Origin of the sequence: Iodidimonas sp. SYSU 1G8 (genome assembly GCF_039655775.1) — a bacterium.
Taxonomy (GTDB): Bacteria; Pseudomonadota; Alphaproteobacteria; order SMXS01; family SMXS01; genus RI-34.
In genome coordinates this window covers 1,746,325-1,760,890 of the sequence record NZ_JBBYXJ010000001.1, presented here as the reverse complement: position 1 = coordinate 1,760,890, position 14,566 = coordinate 1,746,325, and the positions used below count along the sequence as shown (strand labels likewise).

The window sequence follows — 14,566 nt, the reverse complement described above, 5'->3', positions numbered from 1 at the left end:
GGAACATGCATGACGACGCTTCTGGTGACTCATCCCGACTGCCTTTACCACGATCCGGCGCCCGGCCATCCGGAATCGCCGGATCGGCTGCGGGCTGTCATGCGCGCGCTGGATGAGGATGCGTTCAGGGATCTGGCGCGGGCCGAGGCGCCGGTCGCGACGGACGAGCAGCTGCTGCGGGCGCATCCGCGCCAGGTGCTGCAGCTCGTGGCCGCGGCGGTCGATCAGTCGGCCCAGGAGGGATATTGCCATATCGATGCCGACACCATCGTGTCGCCCGGCTCGTATCTGGCCGCCCGCCGCGCGGCGGGCGCGGTGTGTCACGCCGTCGGCGCCGTGGCGCTCGGCGAGGCGCGTAACGCGTTCTGCGCCGTGCGGCCGCCCGGACATCACGCTGAATCGCGCCGGCCCATGGGATTTTGCCTGTTCAACAACGTGGTGATCGGCGCGCTGGAGGCGCGGGCCGTGCACGGCCTGCGCCGCATCGCGGTGATCGATTTCGACGTCCATCACGGTAATGGGACGCAGGAGCTTTTCGAGGCCGATGCCGACCTGTTCTACGCATCGACCCATCAGTGGCCGCTCTATCCCGGAACGGGACGCGCCAGCGAAACCGGCGTCGGCAACATCGTCAACGTGCCGCTGGCGGACGGCAGCGGCGGCAGTGCGTTCCGGCATGCCCTCGAGGCCGACATCCTTCCCGCGCTGGAGGCATTCAGTCCTGATCTCCTCATGATTTCCGCGGGCTTCGACGGTCACCGAAACGATCCGCTCGCGGGCTTGAACCTGGACGAGGCCGACTTCGAATGGGCCACCGATCTGTTTTGTAAGGCTGCGGAAAGCTTGTGCGAAGGCCGTGTCGTCTCTACTTTGGAAGGAGGCTATAACCTGAAAGACCTGGCGGCCAGCGCCGCCGGGCATGTACGCGCACTTATGCGGCACGCCTGAAGGCCGATGCGCGCGGGCACATAAGGAAACCTGATGGCGGATACGCACACCACACTGCCCGACGACATTACCGGCATGACGTTTGAACAAGCCCTGCTCGAGCTGGAGACCGTGGTCCAGAAGCTCGAGGGCGGACGCGTCGGGCTGGAGGAATCCATCGAAATGTACACGCGCGGCGCCCAGTTGCGCCAGCATTGCGCCGCCAAGCTGGCCGATGCGCAGGCGCGGATCGAGAAAGTGGTCGTTTCCGGGGACGGCATCGCCGCGCAACCCGCGGATATCGGATAATCAGGGTGAGAACGAATTTGAACAAGACGCCGGATATCGCGGTGCTGCAGGCGGAGATGGGCAAGGTCGCCGAGGCCATCGACAGTGCGCTCGAAAATATTCTGCCGCCCGTCGAGGGCACGGAAGGCCGCCTGATGGAGGCGATGCGGTATGCGACGCTGGCAGGTGGCAAGCGGCTGCGCCCGTTCCTCGTGCTGGCCAGCGGCGCGCTGTTCGACGTGCCGACGGACCGGTCGACGCGGGTCGCCTGCGCGCTGGAGTGCATCCACACCTACTCGCTGGTCCATGACGACCTGCCCTGCATGGACGACGACGATCTGCGCCGCGGCATGCCGACCACGCACAGGAAGTTCGACGAGGCGACCGCCGTGCTGGCGGGCGACGCGCTGCTGACCTACGCGTTCGAGATCGTCTCCGACCCGCGCACTCATCACGATCCGCTGGTGCGGGCCGAACTGGTGCATGCCATGGCCCGTGAATCGGGAGCGCACGGCATGGTCGGTGGTCAGATGATCGATCTGCTGGCCGAAACCGAGGAACTGGATATCGGGGCGGTCACCCGCTTGCAGCAGATGAAGACCGGCGCGCTGATCCGCTTCGCCGTGGACGCGGGTGCCATAATGGGCCGTGCCACCAAGGAACAGCGCCAGGCCCTGCAGAACTATGCCCACGACCTCGGGCTTGCCTTCCAGATCGTCGATGATCTTCTCGATGTCGAGGGCAGCGCCGAGGAGATGGGCAAGGCGGTCGGCAAGGACAGTGACGGGGGCAAGGCGACTTTCGTCTCGTTGCTGGGCGTGGACCGCGCCCGCACCCAGGCGCGGATGCTGGCCGATCAGGCGGGCGTGCATCTGGACATGTTCGACGAGAAAGCCGAACTGCTCCGACTGCTGCCGCATTTCGTCATCAATCGCCGGAACTGAAAGGTGGCTTGTCGATGAGTCAGACACCGCTTCTGGACACCATCAACACCCCGGAAGACCTGCGGAAACTGCAACCCAAGCAGGTCAGGCAGGTCGCCGACGAATTGCGCATCGCGACCATCGACACGGTCTCCCGGACCGGCGGCCATCTCGGCGCCGGACTCGGCGTGGTCGAGCTGACGACGGTGCTTCACTATGTGTTCGATACCCCGCGTGATCGCCTGATCTGGGACGTGGGACATCAGTGCTATCCGCACAAGATCCTGACCGGTCGCCGTGACCGGATGCATACGCTGCGCTCCGGCGGCGGCCTCTCGGGCTTCACGAAGCGAGCCGAGAGCGAGTACGATCCGTTTGGCGCCGCGCACAGCTCGACATCCATTTCCGCCGGTCTCGGCATGGCCGTGGCGCGCGACCTGTCGGGCGGCGACAACAACGTCATCGCGGTGATCGGCGACGGATCGATGAGCGCGGGCATGGCCTATGAGGCCCTGAACAACGCCGGCTCCATGGACGCGCGGCTGATCGTCATCCTGAACGACAACGACATGTCGATCGCGCCGCCCGTTGGCGCCATGAGCGCCTATCTGGCGCGATTGCTGTCGTCGCGCCAGTATCTGGGCTTCCGCGAGGTCGCCAAGCAGATCGCCAGCAAGTTCCCCAAATCCATCGAGCGCCGTGCCAAGCAGGTCGAGGAGTATGCCCGCGGCATGGCCACGGGCGGCACCCTGTTCGAGGAGCTGGGCTTCTACTATATCGGCCCCATCGACGGTCATAACATCGACCACCTCCTGCCGGTGCTGAAGAACGTCCGCGACGAGATCGACGGGCCGGTGCTGGTCCATGTGGTGACCCAGAAGGGCAAGGGCTATCCGCCCGCCGAAGCGGCCGCCGACAAGTATCATGGCGTCTCCAAATTCGACGTGGTGACCGGCACCCAGGTCAAGGCCAAGGCCAACGCGCCGAGCTACACGCGCGTCTTCGCCGATGCCCTGATCAAGCAGGCCGAACAGGACGACAAAATCGTCGCCATCAGCGCGGCCATGCCGTCCGGCACCGGCCTCGACCTGTTCGCCGAACGCTTTCCGGAACGCTGCTTCGATGTGGGCATCGCCGAACAGCACGGCGTGACCTTCGCGGCGGGCCTGGCGTCCGAAGGGTTCAGGCCCTTCGCGGCGATCTATTCGACCTTCCTGCAGCGGGCTTACGACCAGGTGGTCCACGACGTGGCGATCCAGTCGCTGCCGGTCCGTTTCGCCATCGACCGTGCCGGCCTGGTGGGCGCGGATGGTCCGACCCATGCCGGGTCGTTCGACGTCACCTATCTGGCGACGCTGCCCGGTTTCGTGGTCATGGCCGCCGCCGACGAGGCGGAACTGGTGCACATGGTGGCGACCGCCGCCGCCATTGATGACCGGCCCTCTTCGTTCCGCTATCCGCGCGGCGAGGGCGTCGGTGTCGAGATGCCGGAACGGGGCATTCCGCTCGAGATCGGCAAGGGCCGCGTCATGCGCGAAGGCACCTCCATCGCGCTGCTGTCGTTCGGGACCCGGCTGCAGGAATGCCTGCTCGCCGCCGACATGCTGGGCGCGCGCGGTTTCTCGACGACGGTCGCGGACGCCCGCTTCGCCAAGCCGCTCGATCACGATCTGATCCGCCGCCTCGCCAAGGAGCACGAGGTGCTGCTGACCATCGAGGAAGGCGCCATCGGTGGCTTCGGCTCGCACGTCATGCAGTTTCTTGCCGAGGATGGCCGTCTTGATCGCGGCCTGAAGGTGCGCTCGCTGTTCCTGCCCGATATCTTCATCGACCAGGACAAGCCCGAGGTCATGTACGCCGTCGCCGGTCTCAACGCGCAGCAGATCGTCGAGAAGGCGCTCGCGGCACTGGGCATGGATACGGCGGCGATCGCCAGCACCCTGCGGCAGGAAATCGCCTGATCCCGGCCCGTGCCCAAAATCCGCGTTGATGTGATGCTGGTGGACCGGGGGCTTGTCGAGAGCCGCAGCCGGGCGCAGGCGCTGATCATGGCCGGCGCGGTCTATACGGGCACCGAACGGATTTCAAAGGCAGGCCAGACCCTGGCCGAGGACGCGCCGCTCGAGGTGAAGGGGCGCGATCATCCCTGGGTCAGCCGCGGCGGGTTGAAGCTGGATCATGCCATCAGGAAGTTCGAGATCGATCTCGCGGGCAAGACCGTGCTCGATGTCGGTGCGAGCACGGGCGGCTTCACCGACGTGGCGCTGCAGGCCGGCGCGTCGCGGGTTTATGCGGTCGATGTCGGTCATGGACAACTGGCCTGGTCGCTGCGGCAGGACCCGCGCGTGGTCGTGCTGGAGAAAACCAATGCCCGGCACCTGACCACTACGGAAATTCCCGAGCCTGTCGATGCGGTGGTCTGCGACGCCAGTTTCATCGGGCTGCAGACCGTGCTGCCCGCGCCCATGGCGCTGGCCGCGCCCGGCGCCATCCTGGTCGCGCTCATCAAGCCGCAGTTCGAGGTCGGCAAGGGCCAGGTGGGCAAGGGCGGCGTCGTGCGCGACCCGGCGCTGCACGAGGAGGTCTGCGCGCGCATCCACGATTGGCTGGACGGCGTGCCGGGCTGGCAGGTGCTGGGGATCGCCGAAAGCCCCATTACCGGACCGGAAGGCAACAAGGAGTTCCTCATCGCGGCCCGTCGCGGCGCCTGATAGAGTGTGCGCCTTCAAGGACCCGGGAACTCAATGATCGTCGCCAACGCCGTTACCTATGAATACCCGAATTTGCGGGCCCTTTCGGACGTCAGCTTCTCCATCGGCGAAGGCGCCATCGCGGCCCTCATTGGCCCCAATGGCGCCGGCAAGACCACGCTGCTGCGCTGTCTCGCGGCGCTGGACCGGCCCTATTCGGGCAGCATCGCCGTCGATGGCGTCGACACCGCCGATCACCCGCGCGAGGTCCACAAACGCATCGGCTATCTATCGGATTTCTTCGGCGTCTATGGCGACCTGACCGTCGAGCGCTGCCTGCGCCATGCCGCCATGGCCAATGGCGTCGACACCGCCAAGGTCGGCGCCGCCGTGTCCCGCGCCGCGGCCCGCGTCGGTCTGTCCGACCGCATGTCGGCGACCTCCGGCACCCTGTCGCGCGGATTGCGCCAGCGCCTCGGCATTGCTCAGGCGATGATCCACGATCCGACCGTGCTGCTGCTCGACGAGCCGGCCTCCGGCCTCGACCCCGAAGCGCGCCATTCGCTGTCGCTGTTGTTTCGCACCTTGCGCGACCAGGGCATGACGCTGCTGGTGTCGTCGCACATTCTTTCCGAGCTGGAAGACTACGCCACCGAGGTGCTGTTCATCCGTGACGGCAAGCTGATGCAGCATTCGGCCATCGGCGTGCAGGAGACGTCGCCGACGATCCGTATCCGCGTCGAACTGGCGCGGCCCGCTCCCGCCCTGCGTGAGGCGTTGTCACGGACGCCCGGTGTCGCCATCGATTCATGCGAGGAGACCGAGGCCATCATTACCGTCGCGGTCGATCCCGACGCGCGCCGCGCTGTTCTGGCGGCGCTGGTGGGCGCGGACTTGCCGGTCATCGAATTCGCCGAACACCGCGAGCGTCTGCAGGAATCCTATCTGTCCTTTGTCGACGGGCTGGAGGCAGGCCGATGAATCCGGAACTGCTGCGCAACGTTTGGCACGAACTGACCTGGCGGCGTGTGATCGCCATGCCGCTGATCCTCGGTGTCATTCTCTGGGTGCCGTCCTCGTTCGACGGCGTGACCGAGACGGCGGGCTTCCTGTTCATCGTCTTCACCGTGTTCTGGGGCACCCGCCAGGCGGCCGACGCCGTGGCGAGCGAAGTCGCCGACAGCACCTGGGACTGGCAGCGGCTGTCGACCCTGTCGGCGTGGCAACTCACCTGGGGCAAGCTGGTGGGCGCGACGCTGTTCAGCTGGTATGGCGCGCTGATCTGCCTCGGCGTGCGCTTCGTCGCGCTGGTGCCAGACCATGGCGTCGTCGCCATGGTGCACGTCACGCTCTATCTGGCAGCCGGGGCGCTGATGGGACAGGCGGTCGCCTTCCTGCTGGGTCTCCAGGCCGTGCGCCTGCGCGGCCACAGAACCCGCAGCGGCACGCTGATGAGCCAGATGCTGGGCATCCTGACCGGTCTCGTGATCATTTCCAGCGGCAGCTTTCTGCCGGGCGGCCTGCTCGAATGGCTTGACGCGCTCAAGCTGGCCCCTGTTGTCGGCTGGTATGGTCTTACCTTTCCGTCGACGACCGTGGCGACGGTCTCGCTGGCGCTTTATCTCGGCTGGGCGCTGCTCGGCGCGCAGCGGCTGATGATGCGGGAGCTGTCCTACAGGACGCGGCCTTGGACCTGGCCCATCTTCGTGTTGTTCACCTGCTTCTACATCGCCGGTTTCGAACCCGCCGAACCGACCATCATCGGTGACGTGATGCGTCCCGACCTTGCCGCGCGGCTGGTGGTCGCGACCGGCGTCGCGGCCGTGCTGACCTATGCCTCGCTGTTCTGGGACGACAAGGATCCGGTGGTTTTCCGCCGCCTGATCCGGCTGGCGAGGGCGCGGGACTGGAGTACGTTCGCGGCCCATACGCCCACATGGTTCGTGTCCTTCGCGATCACGGCCGTTCTCGCCATCCTGCTGCTGCTGGTCGGTGGCGGCGGCGCCATGGGCGGAGTGACGGTCTGGGCGGCGGTGATCGGCGGCCTGCTGTTCATGTTGCGGGATATCGGCATCAACCTTTATTTCTGGCTCTCGCCCAGTCCGGCCCGCGCCAATCTGATCACGCTCATTGTTCTGGGATTGCTGTACTGGGTCGGCCCTGGCTTCACCGAATTCGACCCCGACACCATGTTCCTGTTCATTCCGTTCGCGCCCGGCCATCCGGTGAGCGTGATCTGCGCGGGTCTGGCCCAGGTCGGCTTCGTCATCCTGTTGCTGGTCCGCCGCTGGCGCGCCCGTTTCGTGCTCGCGAACGCCTGACATCGTGCCCGGACCCACGACCATCGACGTGCGCATCGGCGTACTGGGCGCCCAGGGAGACGGTATCGCCACCATCGGCGAGGATCGGGTCTATGTCCCCTATACGGTGCCCGGTGATCTGGTCCGCGTGCTACCGGGCGAGAAGCGCGGCGAGGGTGTCTCCGCGACCGTCATCGACCTGATCGAGCCGGGCCCGGGGCGCCAGGACGCGGCCTGCGTTCACTTCGGCGTCTGCGGCGGCTGCGCGCTGCAGCATGTTTCGGAGGCCCCGTACGCCGAATTCAAACGGGATCAGATCGCCCGGGCGCTGGCTCATCATGGGCTGGGGGACGTTCCGGTCGCCGCGCCGCTGATCGCGCCGGCCGGCGCACGGCGGCGCACAAGGCTGACCGCGCGCAAGGCGGGTGAACGGGTGCTGCTGGGCTACCTGGAACGAGGCAGCCACCGCATGGTGGATGTCGCGGCCTGCCCGGTGATCGTGCCCGCTCTGGAGCGCCTGTTGCCGCCGCTACGGAACCTCCTCGCCAGCCTGCTCGGCGCCAAGGACGTGTTCCATATCGTCCTCACCGCGACAACAACCGGAATCGACATGATGGTCACCGCCGAGCGGCGGCCCAATCTGCGCGGCCTGCAGCGTCTGTCCGAATTCGCCGAGGCCCAGGATCTGGCGCGTCTGACGTGGGAGTCGAAGGACGGTCCCGAACTCATCGCCATGCGCCGTCAGCCGATCGTGGATTTCGCGTCGGTGGGGGTGCCGGTGCCGCCCGGCGCCTTCCTGCAGGCGACCCAGGAGAGCGAAGCCTGGATGATTGCGCTGGCACGCGAGGCCACGTCGAAGGCGCGGCGCATCGCCGACCTATTCGCCGGCTGTGGCACCTTTACCGCGGGCCTTGCCGACCGGGCCGCCATTTCGGCCTTCGAATCGTCGGCCGAGATGATCGAGGCGTGTCGGCGTGGTCTCAACCGTGCGACGGGCCTGCATCCGGTCACGCTGGCGCGCCGCGACCTGTTTCGCGAGCCGCTCACGATCAAGGAATTGAAGCCATTCGACGCGGTGGTGATCGATCCGCCGCGCGCGGGCGCGAAAGCCCAGACCGAAACGCTCGCCGCGTCCGGCGTCAAGGTGATCGCGGCGTTCTCGTGTAATCCCGCGACCTTCGCCCGCGATGCGCGGATCCTGGTGGACGGGGGTTACCGGCTTGAACAGGTCACGCCGATCGACCAGTTTCGCTGGTCGGCGCATGTGGAACTTGCGGCGGTCTTCCTAAGGACGTGAAGGTTCAGCGGCGACGGCCGTAATTCTTGGCCAGATACTCGACGATGATGTCCTTTTCCTCGGCCTCCAGCGGTTCCATGCGGCAATCCTTGGCCATCTGGTCCACCGCCAGGTCCCACTCGGTGCGGGTGAGTTTCTGGCGCTTGATCCAGCCGATCTTGAAGCAGCCCTTGAAGGTGTGGAAGGTTTCCTCGCGCCCGACGTCGGCCACGAGACCTTCGTACTTGTCGTTATTGCGCAGGAAGGTGCGTTCCTCGGGGATCGGGCTCTGGTACTGATCATCGATGGTCTGCGCGACCGCGCCCCCCGACAACAGACCCACCAACACCGCGCCCAGTAACAGCGTTTTCATCGGATCATCCCCTTGGCTGCCCGCATGCTAATGGAAAACGCTGGCGGCAGCCATATGGTTCACGGCACTTGGGGACCGTATTGCTTCGCGAGGTAATCCAGGATCACCTCGCGCTCCTGCGCCTCGAGCGGCTCGTAGGGATACTGTTTCAGGATCCGGTCGATGGTGGCTGACCATTCCCCGCGCGTCTTGCGTGCCTGGCGGATACGCGCGTCCGAATGGCACGGACTGCAGAAGTAGTAGGTTTCCTCGCGGCCGTAATCCGGGCGCAGTCCGCCCCAGTCCTGGACCGTGGGCGCGTCGGCGGTCGGCGGAATCGGTTGCTGGAAAGTCTCGTCGATGGGCTTTTGCATCAGGTTCGGCTGACCCGGGCCATCGCTGGGCTGGTCCTGGGCCGATGCAGCCGCGACGGTTCCTAAAATGCCCATGCAAAGCGCGGCGGCCGGAAGCAGTTTCATGAATATCCCCCTGATGAGGCGACGATGCTACCTGATGTAGGCCGCGAATGCTGCAATGCTATCCGACCTGCGCGCGGTGGCGCAGCAGGTGATCGGCCAGGACACAGGCCATCATGGCCTCGCCCACGGGAACGGCGCGGATGCCCACGCACGGATCGTGGCGGCCCTTGGTGACGATGTCCGTCTCCTCGCCGGTGACGGTCACCGTCTGACGCGGCGACAGGATGGACGATGTCGGTTTGACCGCGAAGCGCACGACCACGTCCTGCCCGGTGGAAATGCCGCCCAGCACGCCGCCTGCCTTGTTGGAGAGGAAACGCGGCACGCCGTCATTGCCGGCACGCATTTCGTCCGCGTTGGCTTCTCCGGTAAGCGTCGCGGCCTCGAAACCACTGCCGATCTCGACGCCTTTCACCGCGTTGATGCTCATCATCGCGGCGGCGAGATCAGCATCCAGCTTGCCATAGAGCGGCGCGCCCCAGCCTGCCGGGATGCCCGAGGCATGGACCTCGATCACGGCGCCGACCGAACTGCCGGCCTTGCGAATGCCGTCCAGATAGTCTTCCCAGACCGTGGCCGTACGGGCGCTGGGTGACCAGAACGGGTTGTTGCCGGTTTCGCTCCAGTCCCAGTCCGACGGATCGACGGCATGTTCCCCGATGCGCACCAGCGCGCCGCGGATGACCACGTCCTCGCCCAGAATGCGCCGCGCCACGGCGCCGGCCGCGACCCGGGACGCGGTCTCGCGCGCCGAGGAGCGTCCGCCGCCGCGATAGTCACGGATGCCGTACTTGGCCATGTAGGTGTAGTCGGCGTGACCGGGCCGGAACTTGCTGACGATGTCGCCATAGTCCTTCGAGCGCTGGTCCACGTTCTCGATCATCAGCTGGATCGGCGTGCCGGTGGTCCTGCCCTCGAACACGCCCGAGAGGATCTTCACCGCGTCCGGCTCGCGCCGTTGCGTGGTGAAGCGCGACTGGCCGGGCTTGCGCTTGTCCAGGAAGCCCTGAATGAACGCCTCGTCCAGAGGCAGCAGCGGCGGCGCGCCATCGACGACGCAGCCGATGGCCGGACCATGACTTTCGCCCCAGGTCGTGACCCGGAACAGATGACCGAATGTGTTGTGCGACATGGGTGCTACCGGGCCGGTCTCAGGCCGGTCCGCCGACGATGATATCGGGCGCGGACTCGTCCTTCATGCCGATGATGTTGTAGCCGCTGTCGACATGGTGGATTTCACCGGTCACGCCGCTCGACAGATCGCTGAGAAGATAGAGGCCCGAGCCGCCGACTTCCTCAATGCTGACGTTGCGGCGCAGCGGAGAATGATACTCGTTCCACTTCAGGATGAACCGGAAGTCGCCGATGCCCGACGCGGCCAATGTCTTGATCGGTCCGGCCGAGATCGCGTTCACACGGATGTTCTTTTCGCCCAGATCCTTGGCCAGATAGCGCACGCTGGCTTCCAGCGCCGCCTTGGCCACGCCCATCACATTGTAATGGGGCAGCACCTTCTCGGCGCCGAAATAGGTCAGGGTGAGCAGGCTGCCACCGTTCGGCATCAGCTTTTCGGCCCGCTGGCACACGGCCGTGAACGAATAGCACGAGATGTTCAGCGACATGGCGAAGTTGTCCGCCGTCGTATCGACATAGCGGCCCTTCAACTGGTCCTTGTCCGAATAGGCGATGGCGTGGACCACGAAATCGATGGTGCCCCAAGCCTGCTCGAGCGCCGCGAAAGTCGCGTCGATCTGTTCCGGCTTGGTGACATCGCATTCCAGCACGAGCGTACTGCCCACGGATTCCGCCAGCGGCCGGACGCGTTTTTCCAGCGCCTCGCCCTGGAAGGTGAACGCCACTTCGGCGCCGTGCTCATGCAATTTCTGGGCGATACCCCAGGCGATGGATCGGTTGTTGGCGACCCCCATGATAAGGCCGCGCTTACCGTTCATCAGGCCGTTCGCTACAGTCATAGGCTCTTGCTTTTATCCCCGGCTAAAGATTGCGGCATCGTACACTAAAGGTGGATTCCGTCAAACGGGCCGGCGAGAGCGCCGACGTCTCCCCCCGACATTGACACGAAATGGCTGAAACTATACCTCTTCCTTCAGCGCCGTCCCCTTTGTTCGGTGGATCGCGGCGTCCGATTCCAACCTCGAGGGGGTACAATCATGCGGTTGATCGCATCTGCTGTGGCAGCAAGCCTAATCCTTTGCGCCGGTCCGGCTTTCGCCAAAAGGAAGACGCCCGAGGAAAACCTCGAGATTCCCATGTGCCCGCAGGTGCTGGGCACGGTCGCGATCAAGGATTCGCAGAACGAGTGGTGGCGTCAGTACAACCTCGGCAATCCTGCTTCGGTGATCAAGCTCATCGTCATGAAGTCAGGCTGCTTCAAGCTCGTGGACCGCGGCCAGGGCATGGAAATGATGAAGGCCGAGCGCGATCTGGTGGGCGACGATGAACTGCAGCGCGGTTCGGATATCGGCAAGGGCCAGATGGTCGCCGCCGACTATTTCATTCTGCCCGACCTGGTCACTCAGGACAGCGATACCGGCGGCAGCGCCGTCGGCGCTGGTATCGGTGGCATGATCGGCGGCGGCTTCGGCGCGGCGCTGGGCGGCATCAAGACCAAGAAGCTCGAGGCCCAGGCGCTGCTGACCCTGACCAATGCCCGTACCGGCGTGCAGGAGCTCATCGCCGAAGGCACCTACAAGAAGACCGACGTGTCGTTCGGCCTGGGCGGCGGCGGCTTCGCCGGCATGGGCCTCGCGCTCGCGGCGGCGGGCGGCGGTTACGCCGACACGGATATCGGTAAGGTGATCACGCTGGCCTACATCAAGGCCTATCGCAACATGGTCGTTCAGATGGGTGGCCTGTCGGGCGATGCCAGGATGACCGCGCCGCTGCCCGCGCAGCGTCTGCTGGAGCGGACGGCGCTGCTGTCCGAGCCGCGCGACGACGCGGCGCCGGTGCGCGGCCTGCGCGAAGGCATCCTGCTGCATCCGACCGGCAACAAGTCCGGCCTGTACTGGGAAGTCGAGGAGCCGAATGGCGACCGCGGCTGGGTGCTGTCGGAACTGCTGGAACTGGCCAAGTAATTCAGGCTCAGCCTGATAGGAAAAGGGGGCCTCGGCCCCCTTTTTCATGCCCGGCGGCCGGATCAGCCGTTCTGATCGAGCAGCCAGACGCCATCCGGGCCGCGGCACGCGGTCCCGTAGCCGGTGGACTTGCTGCCGCCCGCGAACAGGGTCTGCTGGAATTCGCGGCAGCTCTTGCCATTCATCGGGAAGGCGGGTTGCGGCGTGATGGTGCCGCGCGCGCCGGTGGCGGCGTTCGACCAGGCGATTGATTTGCCGGCCGCGCCCGTGGCCAGCGCCTGCTGGGTCGTGCGCTCCAGGATGGCCCGGTCCTCGGGTTTCAGGAATTTGGCGGCCGCGCCGCCTACATCGCGCCCGGCCACCAGACCGCTTTCACGCGGGACGATGGTCGGCGGCGGTGGCGGAGGAGGCGGCGGCGCCGGCTCTGGTTCGGCCATCACGGGCGGTGGGGGCGGCGGCGCTTCCGTCATGGGCGGCTCGTAGTCGCTCGCGCAGGCGGCCATGGTGGCCGACAGGGCCGTGAGACACAAAAGCCGGTGAAGCCGCATGGGAAAACCCTCTTTGTTGCCAGAAACGCCGTGATGGCAGGCAGTATAAGGATCGGCGGACGCGCGGCCACCCTGTATGAGCACGAATGCATGTGGCGGCTCTTGGCGGCGTGGCTCGCGCGCTCTACAACTCATGCAGTCCTCCCTGAATGCGGGTCACCATGAACGCCGATACCGATCCCTTCGCCCGCTTCGAGCAGTGGTTCGCCGAGGCGCGGCAGTCCGAGCCCGACGTGCCGGAGGCGATGGCGCTGGCCACCGCCGACGCTGATGGTAGCCCCAATGTCCGCATGGTCCTGCTGAAGGCGCGCGGGCCGCAGGAAGGCTTCGTGTTCTATACCAATACGGAAAGCGCCAAGGGCGGCGAGTTGCTGGCCAATCCGCGCGCCGCGCTGTGTTTCCACTGGAAAAGCCTGGGCCGCCAAGTCCGCGTGCGCGGCGCGGTCGAGCGGGTGTCCGACGCGCAGGCCGACGCCTATTACGACAGCCGCGACCGGGGCAGCCGCATCGGTGCCTGGGCGTCGAAACAATCTCGCCCGCTGGAGGGCCGCTTCGCGCTGGAGAAGGCGGTGGCCGCTTATGCGGCGCGCTATGCGGTCGGCAAGGTGCCGCGCCCCGAGTACTGGACAGGGTTCCGGATCGTCCCGCAGGCCATCGAGTTCTGGCAGCATAGGGACCACCGGCTGCACGAGCGGCAGCTGTTCAACAGGGATGGCGAGGGCTGGACCGTGCAATGGCTGTACCCGTGAACGCCTCATGAGCGAACTGGAACGCGCGACAATCGACATCAGGGAAGCGGCGCCGCTGATGAAGCGCGCGGCCTATGCGTCCATTTCCGTCGCCATCGTGCTCATCGCGGTCAAGTTCGCGGCTGGTCTTTACACCGGTTCGGTCGCCATTCTCTCGTCGCTCGTCGATTCGATGCTGGATCTGATGGCCTCGGCCGTCAGCCTGTTCGCGATCTTCCAGGCGGTAACGCCCGCGGATCGTCTCCACCGTTTCGGCCACGGCAAGGCCGAGGCTATCGGCAGTCTGGTACAGGCCGCGGTGATGATGGGCTCGTCGGCGTTCGTGCTGTTCGAGGCGGCGACCCGTCTCGTCGCGCCGCCGCAGGTCCGGAACGCCGAGGCTGGTATTGGCGTGATGGGGTTCTCCATCGCCGCCACCGTGGGCCTGGTGCTGTACCAGAGGCATATCGTGCGCAAGACGGGCTCGACCGCCATTTCCGCCGATTCACTGCATTACACGAGCGACATTCTTATCAATCTCAGCGTGATCGTCGCGCTCGTGATCGCGGGTTACACTGGCTTTGCCTACGCCGACCCCATCTTCGCCCTTGGTATCGCCGGCTATCTGGCGTGGAGTGCTTTCGCCATTGTGCGGGGGTCGTTCAACGTGCTGATGGACAAGGAGTTGACGGATGACGACAGGGCGGCGGTGAAGACCCTCGTGCGCGCGCATCCCGGCGTCCTCGCCATCCACGATCTGCGCACACGCTCATCCGGCGCCAACGTCTTCATCCAGTTCCACATCGAGGTCGATCGAACACTGAGCCTGATCGCGGCGCACGAGATTGCCGATTCGGTGGAAAAGGTGCTGCTCGAGCGCTATCCCGGCGCCGAGCTCATCGTGCATGTGGATCCGCAGGGCGTCATCGAACGCCGCGATCATTTCGAGAGGTAGGT

At 65.8% G+C, this 14,566-nt stretch carries 16 protein-coding genes; 11 read left to right on the top strand and 5 right to left on the bottom strand.

The annotated features are described in order from the left end of the window. Nucleotides 1-9: 9 nt before the first annotated feature. From WJU17_RS08385 to WJU17_RS08350, 8 genes are read left to right on the top strand one after another with little or no spacing between them, the layout of a single operon-like run. Nucleotides 10-948 carry a histone deacetylase family protein gene (locus WJU17_RS08385; protein ID WP_346326869.1) on the top strand — a complete coding sequence of 313 codons (939 nt, stop codon included), beginning with the start codon at nt 10-12 and terminating at the stop codon, nt 946-948. A gap of 33 nt (nt 949-981) precedes the next feature. Then, nucleotides 982-1,236 carry an exodeoxyribonuclease VII small subunit gene (locus WJU17_RS08380; protein ID WP_346326868.1) on the top strand — a complete coding sequence of 85 codons (255 nt, stop codon included), beginning with the start codon at nt 982-984 and terminating at the stop codon, nt 1,234-1,236. 56 nt (nt 1,237-1,292) lie between these two features. Next, complete coding sequence (locus WJU17_RS08375) at nt 1,293-2,159, top strand: polyprenyl synthetase family protein (RefSeq protein WP_346327419.1); 867 nt, start codon at nt 1,293-1,295, stop codon at nt 2,157-2,159. Between the two features lie 14 nt (nt 2,160-2,173). Next, entirely contained in the window at nt 2,174-4,099 is a 1,926-nt protein-coding gene (dxs, locus tag WJU17_RS08370) for a 1-deoxy-D-xylulose-5-phosphate synthase (RefSeq protein ID WP_346326867.1), read from the top strand. A gap of 9 nt (nt 4,100-4,108) precedes the next feature. Further along, the gene (locus tag WJU17_RS08365) at nt 4,109-4,849 is read left to right on the top strand and encodes a TlyA family RNA methyltransferase (RefSeq protein WP_346326866.1); all 741 of its coding nucleotides are present in this window, start codon (nt 4,109-4,111) and stop codon (nt 4,847-4,849) included. A 33-nt stretch (nt 4,850-4,882) separates the two neighbouring features. Beyond that, the gene (locus WJU17_RS08360; RefSeq protein WP_346326865.1) at nt 4,883-5,809 is read left to right on the top strand and encodes an ABC transporter ATP-binding protein; all 927 of its coding nucleotides are present in this window, start codon (nt 4,883-4,885) and stop codon (nt 5,807-5,809) included. Next, nucleotides 5,806-7,149, top strand: coding sequence for a hypothetical protein (locus WJU17_RS08355; protein WP_346326864.1), 1,344 nt, complete (start codon nt 5,806-5,808; stop codon nt 7,147-7,149). Before WJU17_RS08360 ends, WJU17_RS08355 begins: the two co-directional genes overlap by 4 nt. 4 nt (nt 7,150-7,153) lie before the next feature. Then, complete coding sequence (locus WJU17_RS08350) at nt 7,154-8,425, top strand: hypothetical protein (protein WP_346326863.1); 1,272 nt, start codon at nt 7,154-7,156, stop codon at nt 8,423-8,425. 4 nt (nt 8,426-8,429) lie between these two features. On the opposite strand, the gene WJU17_RS08345 is transcribed toward WJU17_RS08350, so the two are convergent. The 4 genes from WJU17_RS08345 to fabI are packed head-to-tail and all read right to left on the bottom strand — an operon-like array spanning nt 8,430 to nt 11,208. Then, entirely contained in the window at nt 8,430-8,777 is a 348-nt protein-coding gene (locus tag WJU17_RS08345) for a hypothetical protein (RefSeq protein WP_346326862.1), read from the bottom strand. Between the two features lie 59 nt (nt 8,778-8,836). Further along, complete coding sequence (locus WJU17_RS08340) at nt 8,837-9,235, bottom strand: hypothetical protein (protein WP_346326861.1); 399 nt, start codon at nt 9,233-9,235, stop codon at nt 8,837-8,839. 58 nt (nt 9,236-9,293) lie between these two features. Next, nucleotides 9,294-10,367, bottom strand: coding sequence for a chorismate synthase (gene aroC / locus WJU17_RS08335; RefSeq protein WP_346326860.1), 1,074 nt, complete (start codon nt 10,365-10,367; stop codon nt 9,294-9,296). A gap of 19 nt (nt 10,368-10,386) precedes the next feature. Further along, nucleotides 10,387-11,208, bottom strand: a complete 822-nt coding sequence (gene fabI, locus WJU17_RS08330; RefSeq protein ID WP_346326859.1) for an enoyl-ACP reductase FabI — start codon at nt 11,206-11,208, stop codon at nt 10,387-10,389. 297 nt (nt 11,209-11,505) lie between these two features. Here fabI and WJU17_RS08325 point away from each other — a divergent pair, with 297 nt between their 5' ends. Next, complete coding sequence (locus WJU17_RS08325; RefSeq protein WP_346326858.1) at nt 11,506-12,333, top strand: peptidoglycan-binding protein; 828 nt, start codon at nt 11,506-11,508, stop codon at nt 12,331-12,333. Nucleotides 12,334-12,395: 62 nt separating this feature from the next. Here the strand turns inward: WJU17_RS08325 and WJU17_RS08320 are convergent, their stop codons facing one another. Continuing rightward, entirely contained in the window at nt 12,396-12,881 is a 486-nt protein-coding gene (locus tag WJU17_RS08320; protein ID WP_346326857.1) for an RT0821/Lpp0805 family surface protein, read from the bottom strand. Between the two features lie 149 nt (nt 12,882-13,030). On the opposite strand from WJU17_RS08320, the gene pdxH reads away from it, so the two are divergent. Together pdxH and WJU17_RS08310 are read left to right on the top strand one after the other, a co-directional pair. Further along, nucleotides 13,031-13,630 (top strand): pyridoxamine 5'-phosphate oxidase, encoded by a 600-nt coding sequence (gene pdxH, locus WJU17_RS08315; RefSeq protein WP_346326856.1) that lies wholly within the window; start codon nt 13,031-13,033, stop codon nt 13,628-13,630. A 7-nt stretch (nt 13,631-13,637) separates the two neighbouring features. Next, nucleotides 13,638-14,564, top strand: coding sequence for a cation diffusion facilitator family transporter (locus tag WJU17_RS08310; RefSeq protein ID WP_346326855.1), 927 nt, complete (start codon nt 13,638-13,640; stop codon nt 14,562-14,564). Nucleotides 14,565-14,566 lie beyond the last annotated feature (2 nt).

Coding starts and splice junctions, on each gene's coding strand:
- WJU17_RS08385 (WP_346326869.1), top strand. CDS start 10: ATGACGACGCTTCTGGTGACTCATCCCGACTGCCTTTACCACGATCCG.
- WJU17_RS08380 (WP_346326868.1), top strand. CDS start 982: ATGGCGGATACGCACACCACACTGCCCGACGACATTACCGGCATGACG.
- WJU17_RS08375 (WP_346327419.1), top strand. CDS start 1,293: ATGGGCAAGGTCGCCGAGGCCATCGACAGTGCGCTCGAAAATATTCTG.
- dxs (WP_346326867.1), top strand. CDS start 2,174: ATGAGTCAGACACCGCTTCTGGACACCATCAACACCCCGGAAGACCTG.
- WJU17_RS08360 (WP_346326865.1), top strand. CDS start 4,883: ATGATCGTCGCCAACGCCGTTACCTATGAATACCCGAATTTGCGGGCC.
- WJU17_RS08355 (WP_346326864.1), top strand. CDS start 5,806: ATGAATCCGGAACTGCTGCGCAACGTTTGGCACGAACTGACCTGGCGG.
- WJU17_RS08345 (WP_346326862.1), bottom strand. CDS start 8,777: ATGAAAACGCTGTTACTGGGCGCGGTGTTGGTGGGTCTGTTGTCGGGG.
- WJU17_RS08340 (WP_346326861.1), bottom strand. CDS start 9,235: ATGAAACTGCTTCCGGCCGCCGCGCTTTGCATGGGCATTTTAGGAACC.
- aroC (WP_346326860.1), bottom strand. CDS start 10,367: ATGTCGCACAACACATTCGGTCATCTGTTCCGGGTCACGACCTGGGGC.
- fabI (WP_346326859.1), bottom strand. CDS start 11,208: ATGACTGTAGCGAACGGCCTGATGAACGGTAAGCGCGGCCTTATCATG.
- WJU17_RS08325 (WP_346326858.1), top strand. CDS start 11,506: ATGTGCCCGCAGGTGCTGGGCACGGTCGCGATCAAGGATTCGCAGAAC.
- WJU17_RS08320 (WP_346326857.1), bottom strand. CDS start 12,881: ATGCGGCTTCACCGGCTTTTGTGTCTCACGGCCCTGTCGGCCACCATG.
- pdxH (WP_346326856.1), top strand. CDS start 13,031: ATGCGGGTCACCATGAACGCCGATACCGATCCCTTCGCCCGCTTCGAG.
- WJU17_RS08310 (WP_346326855.1), top strand. CDS start 13,638: ATGAGCGAACTGGAACGCGCGACAATCGACATCAGGGAAGCGGCGCCG.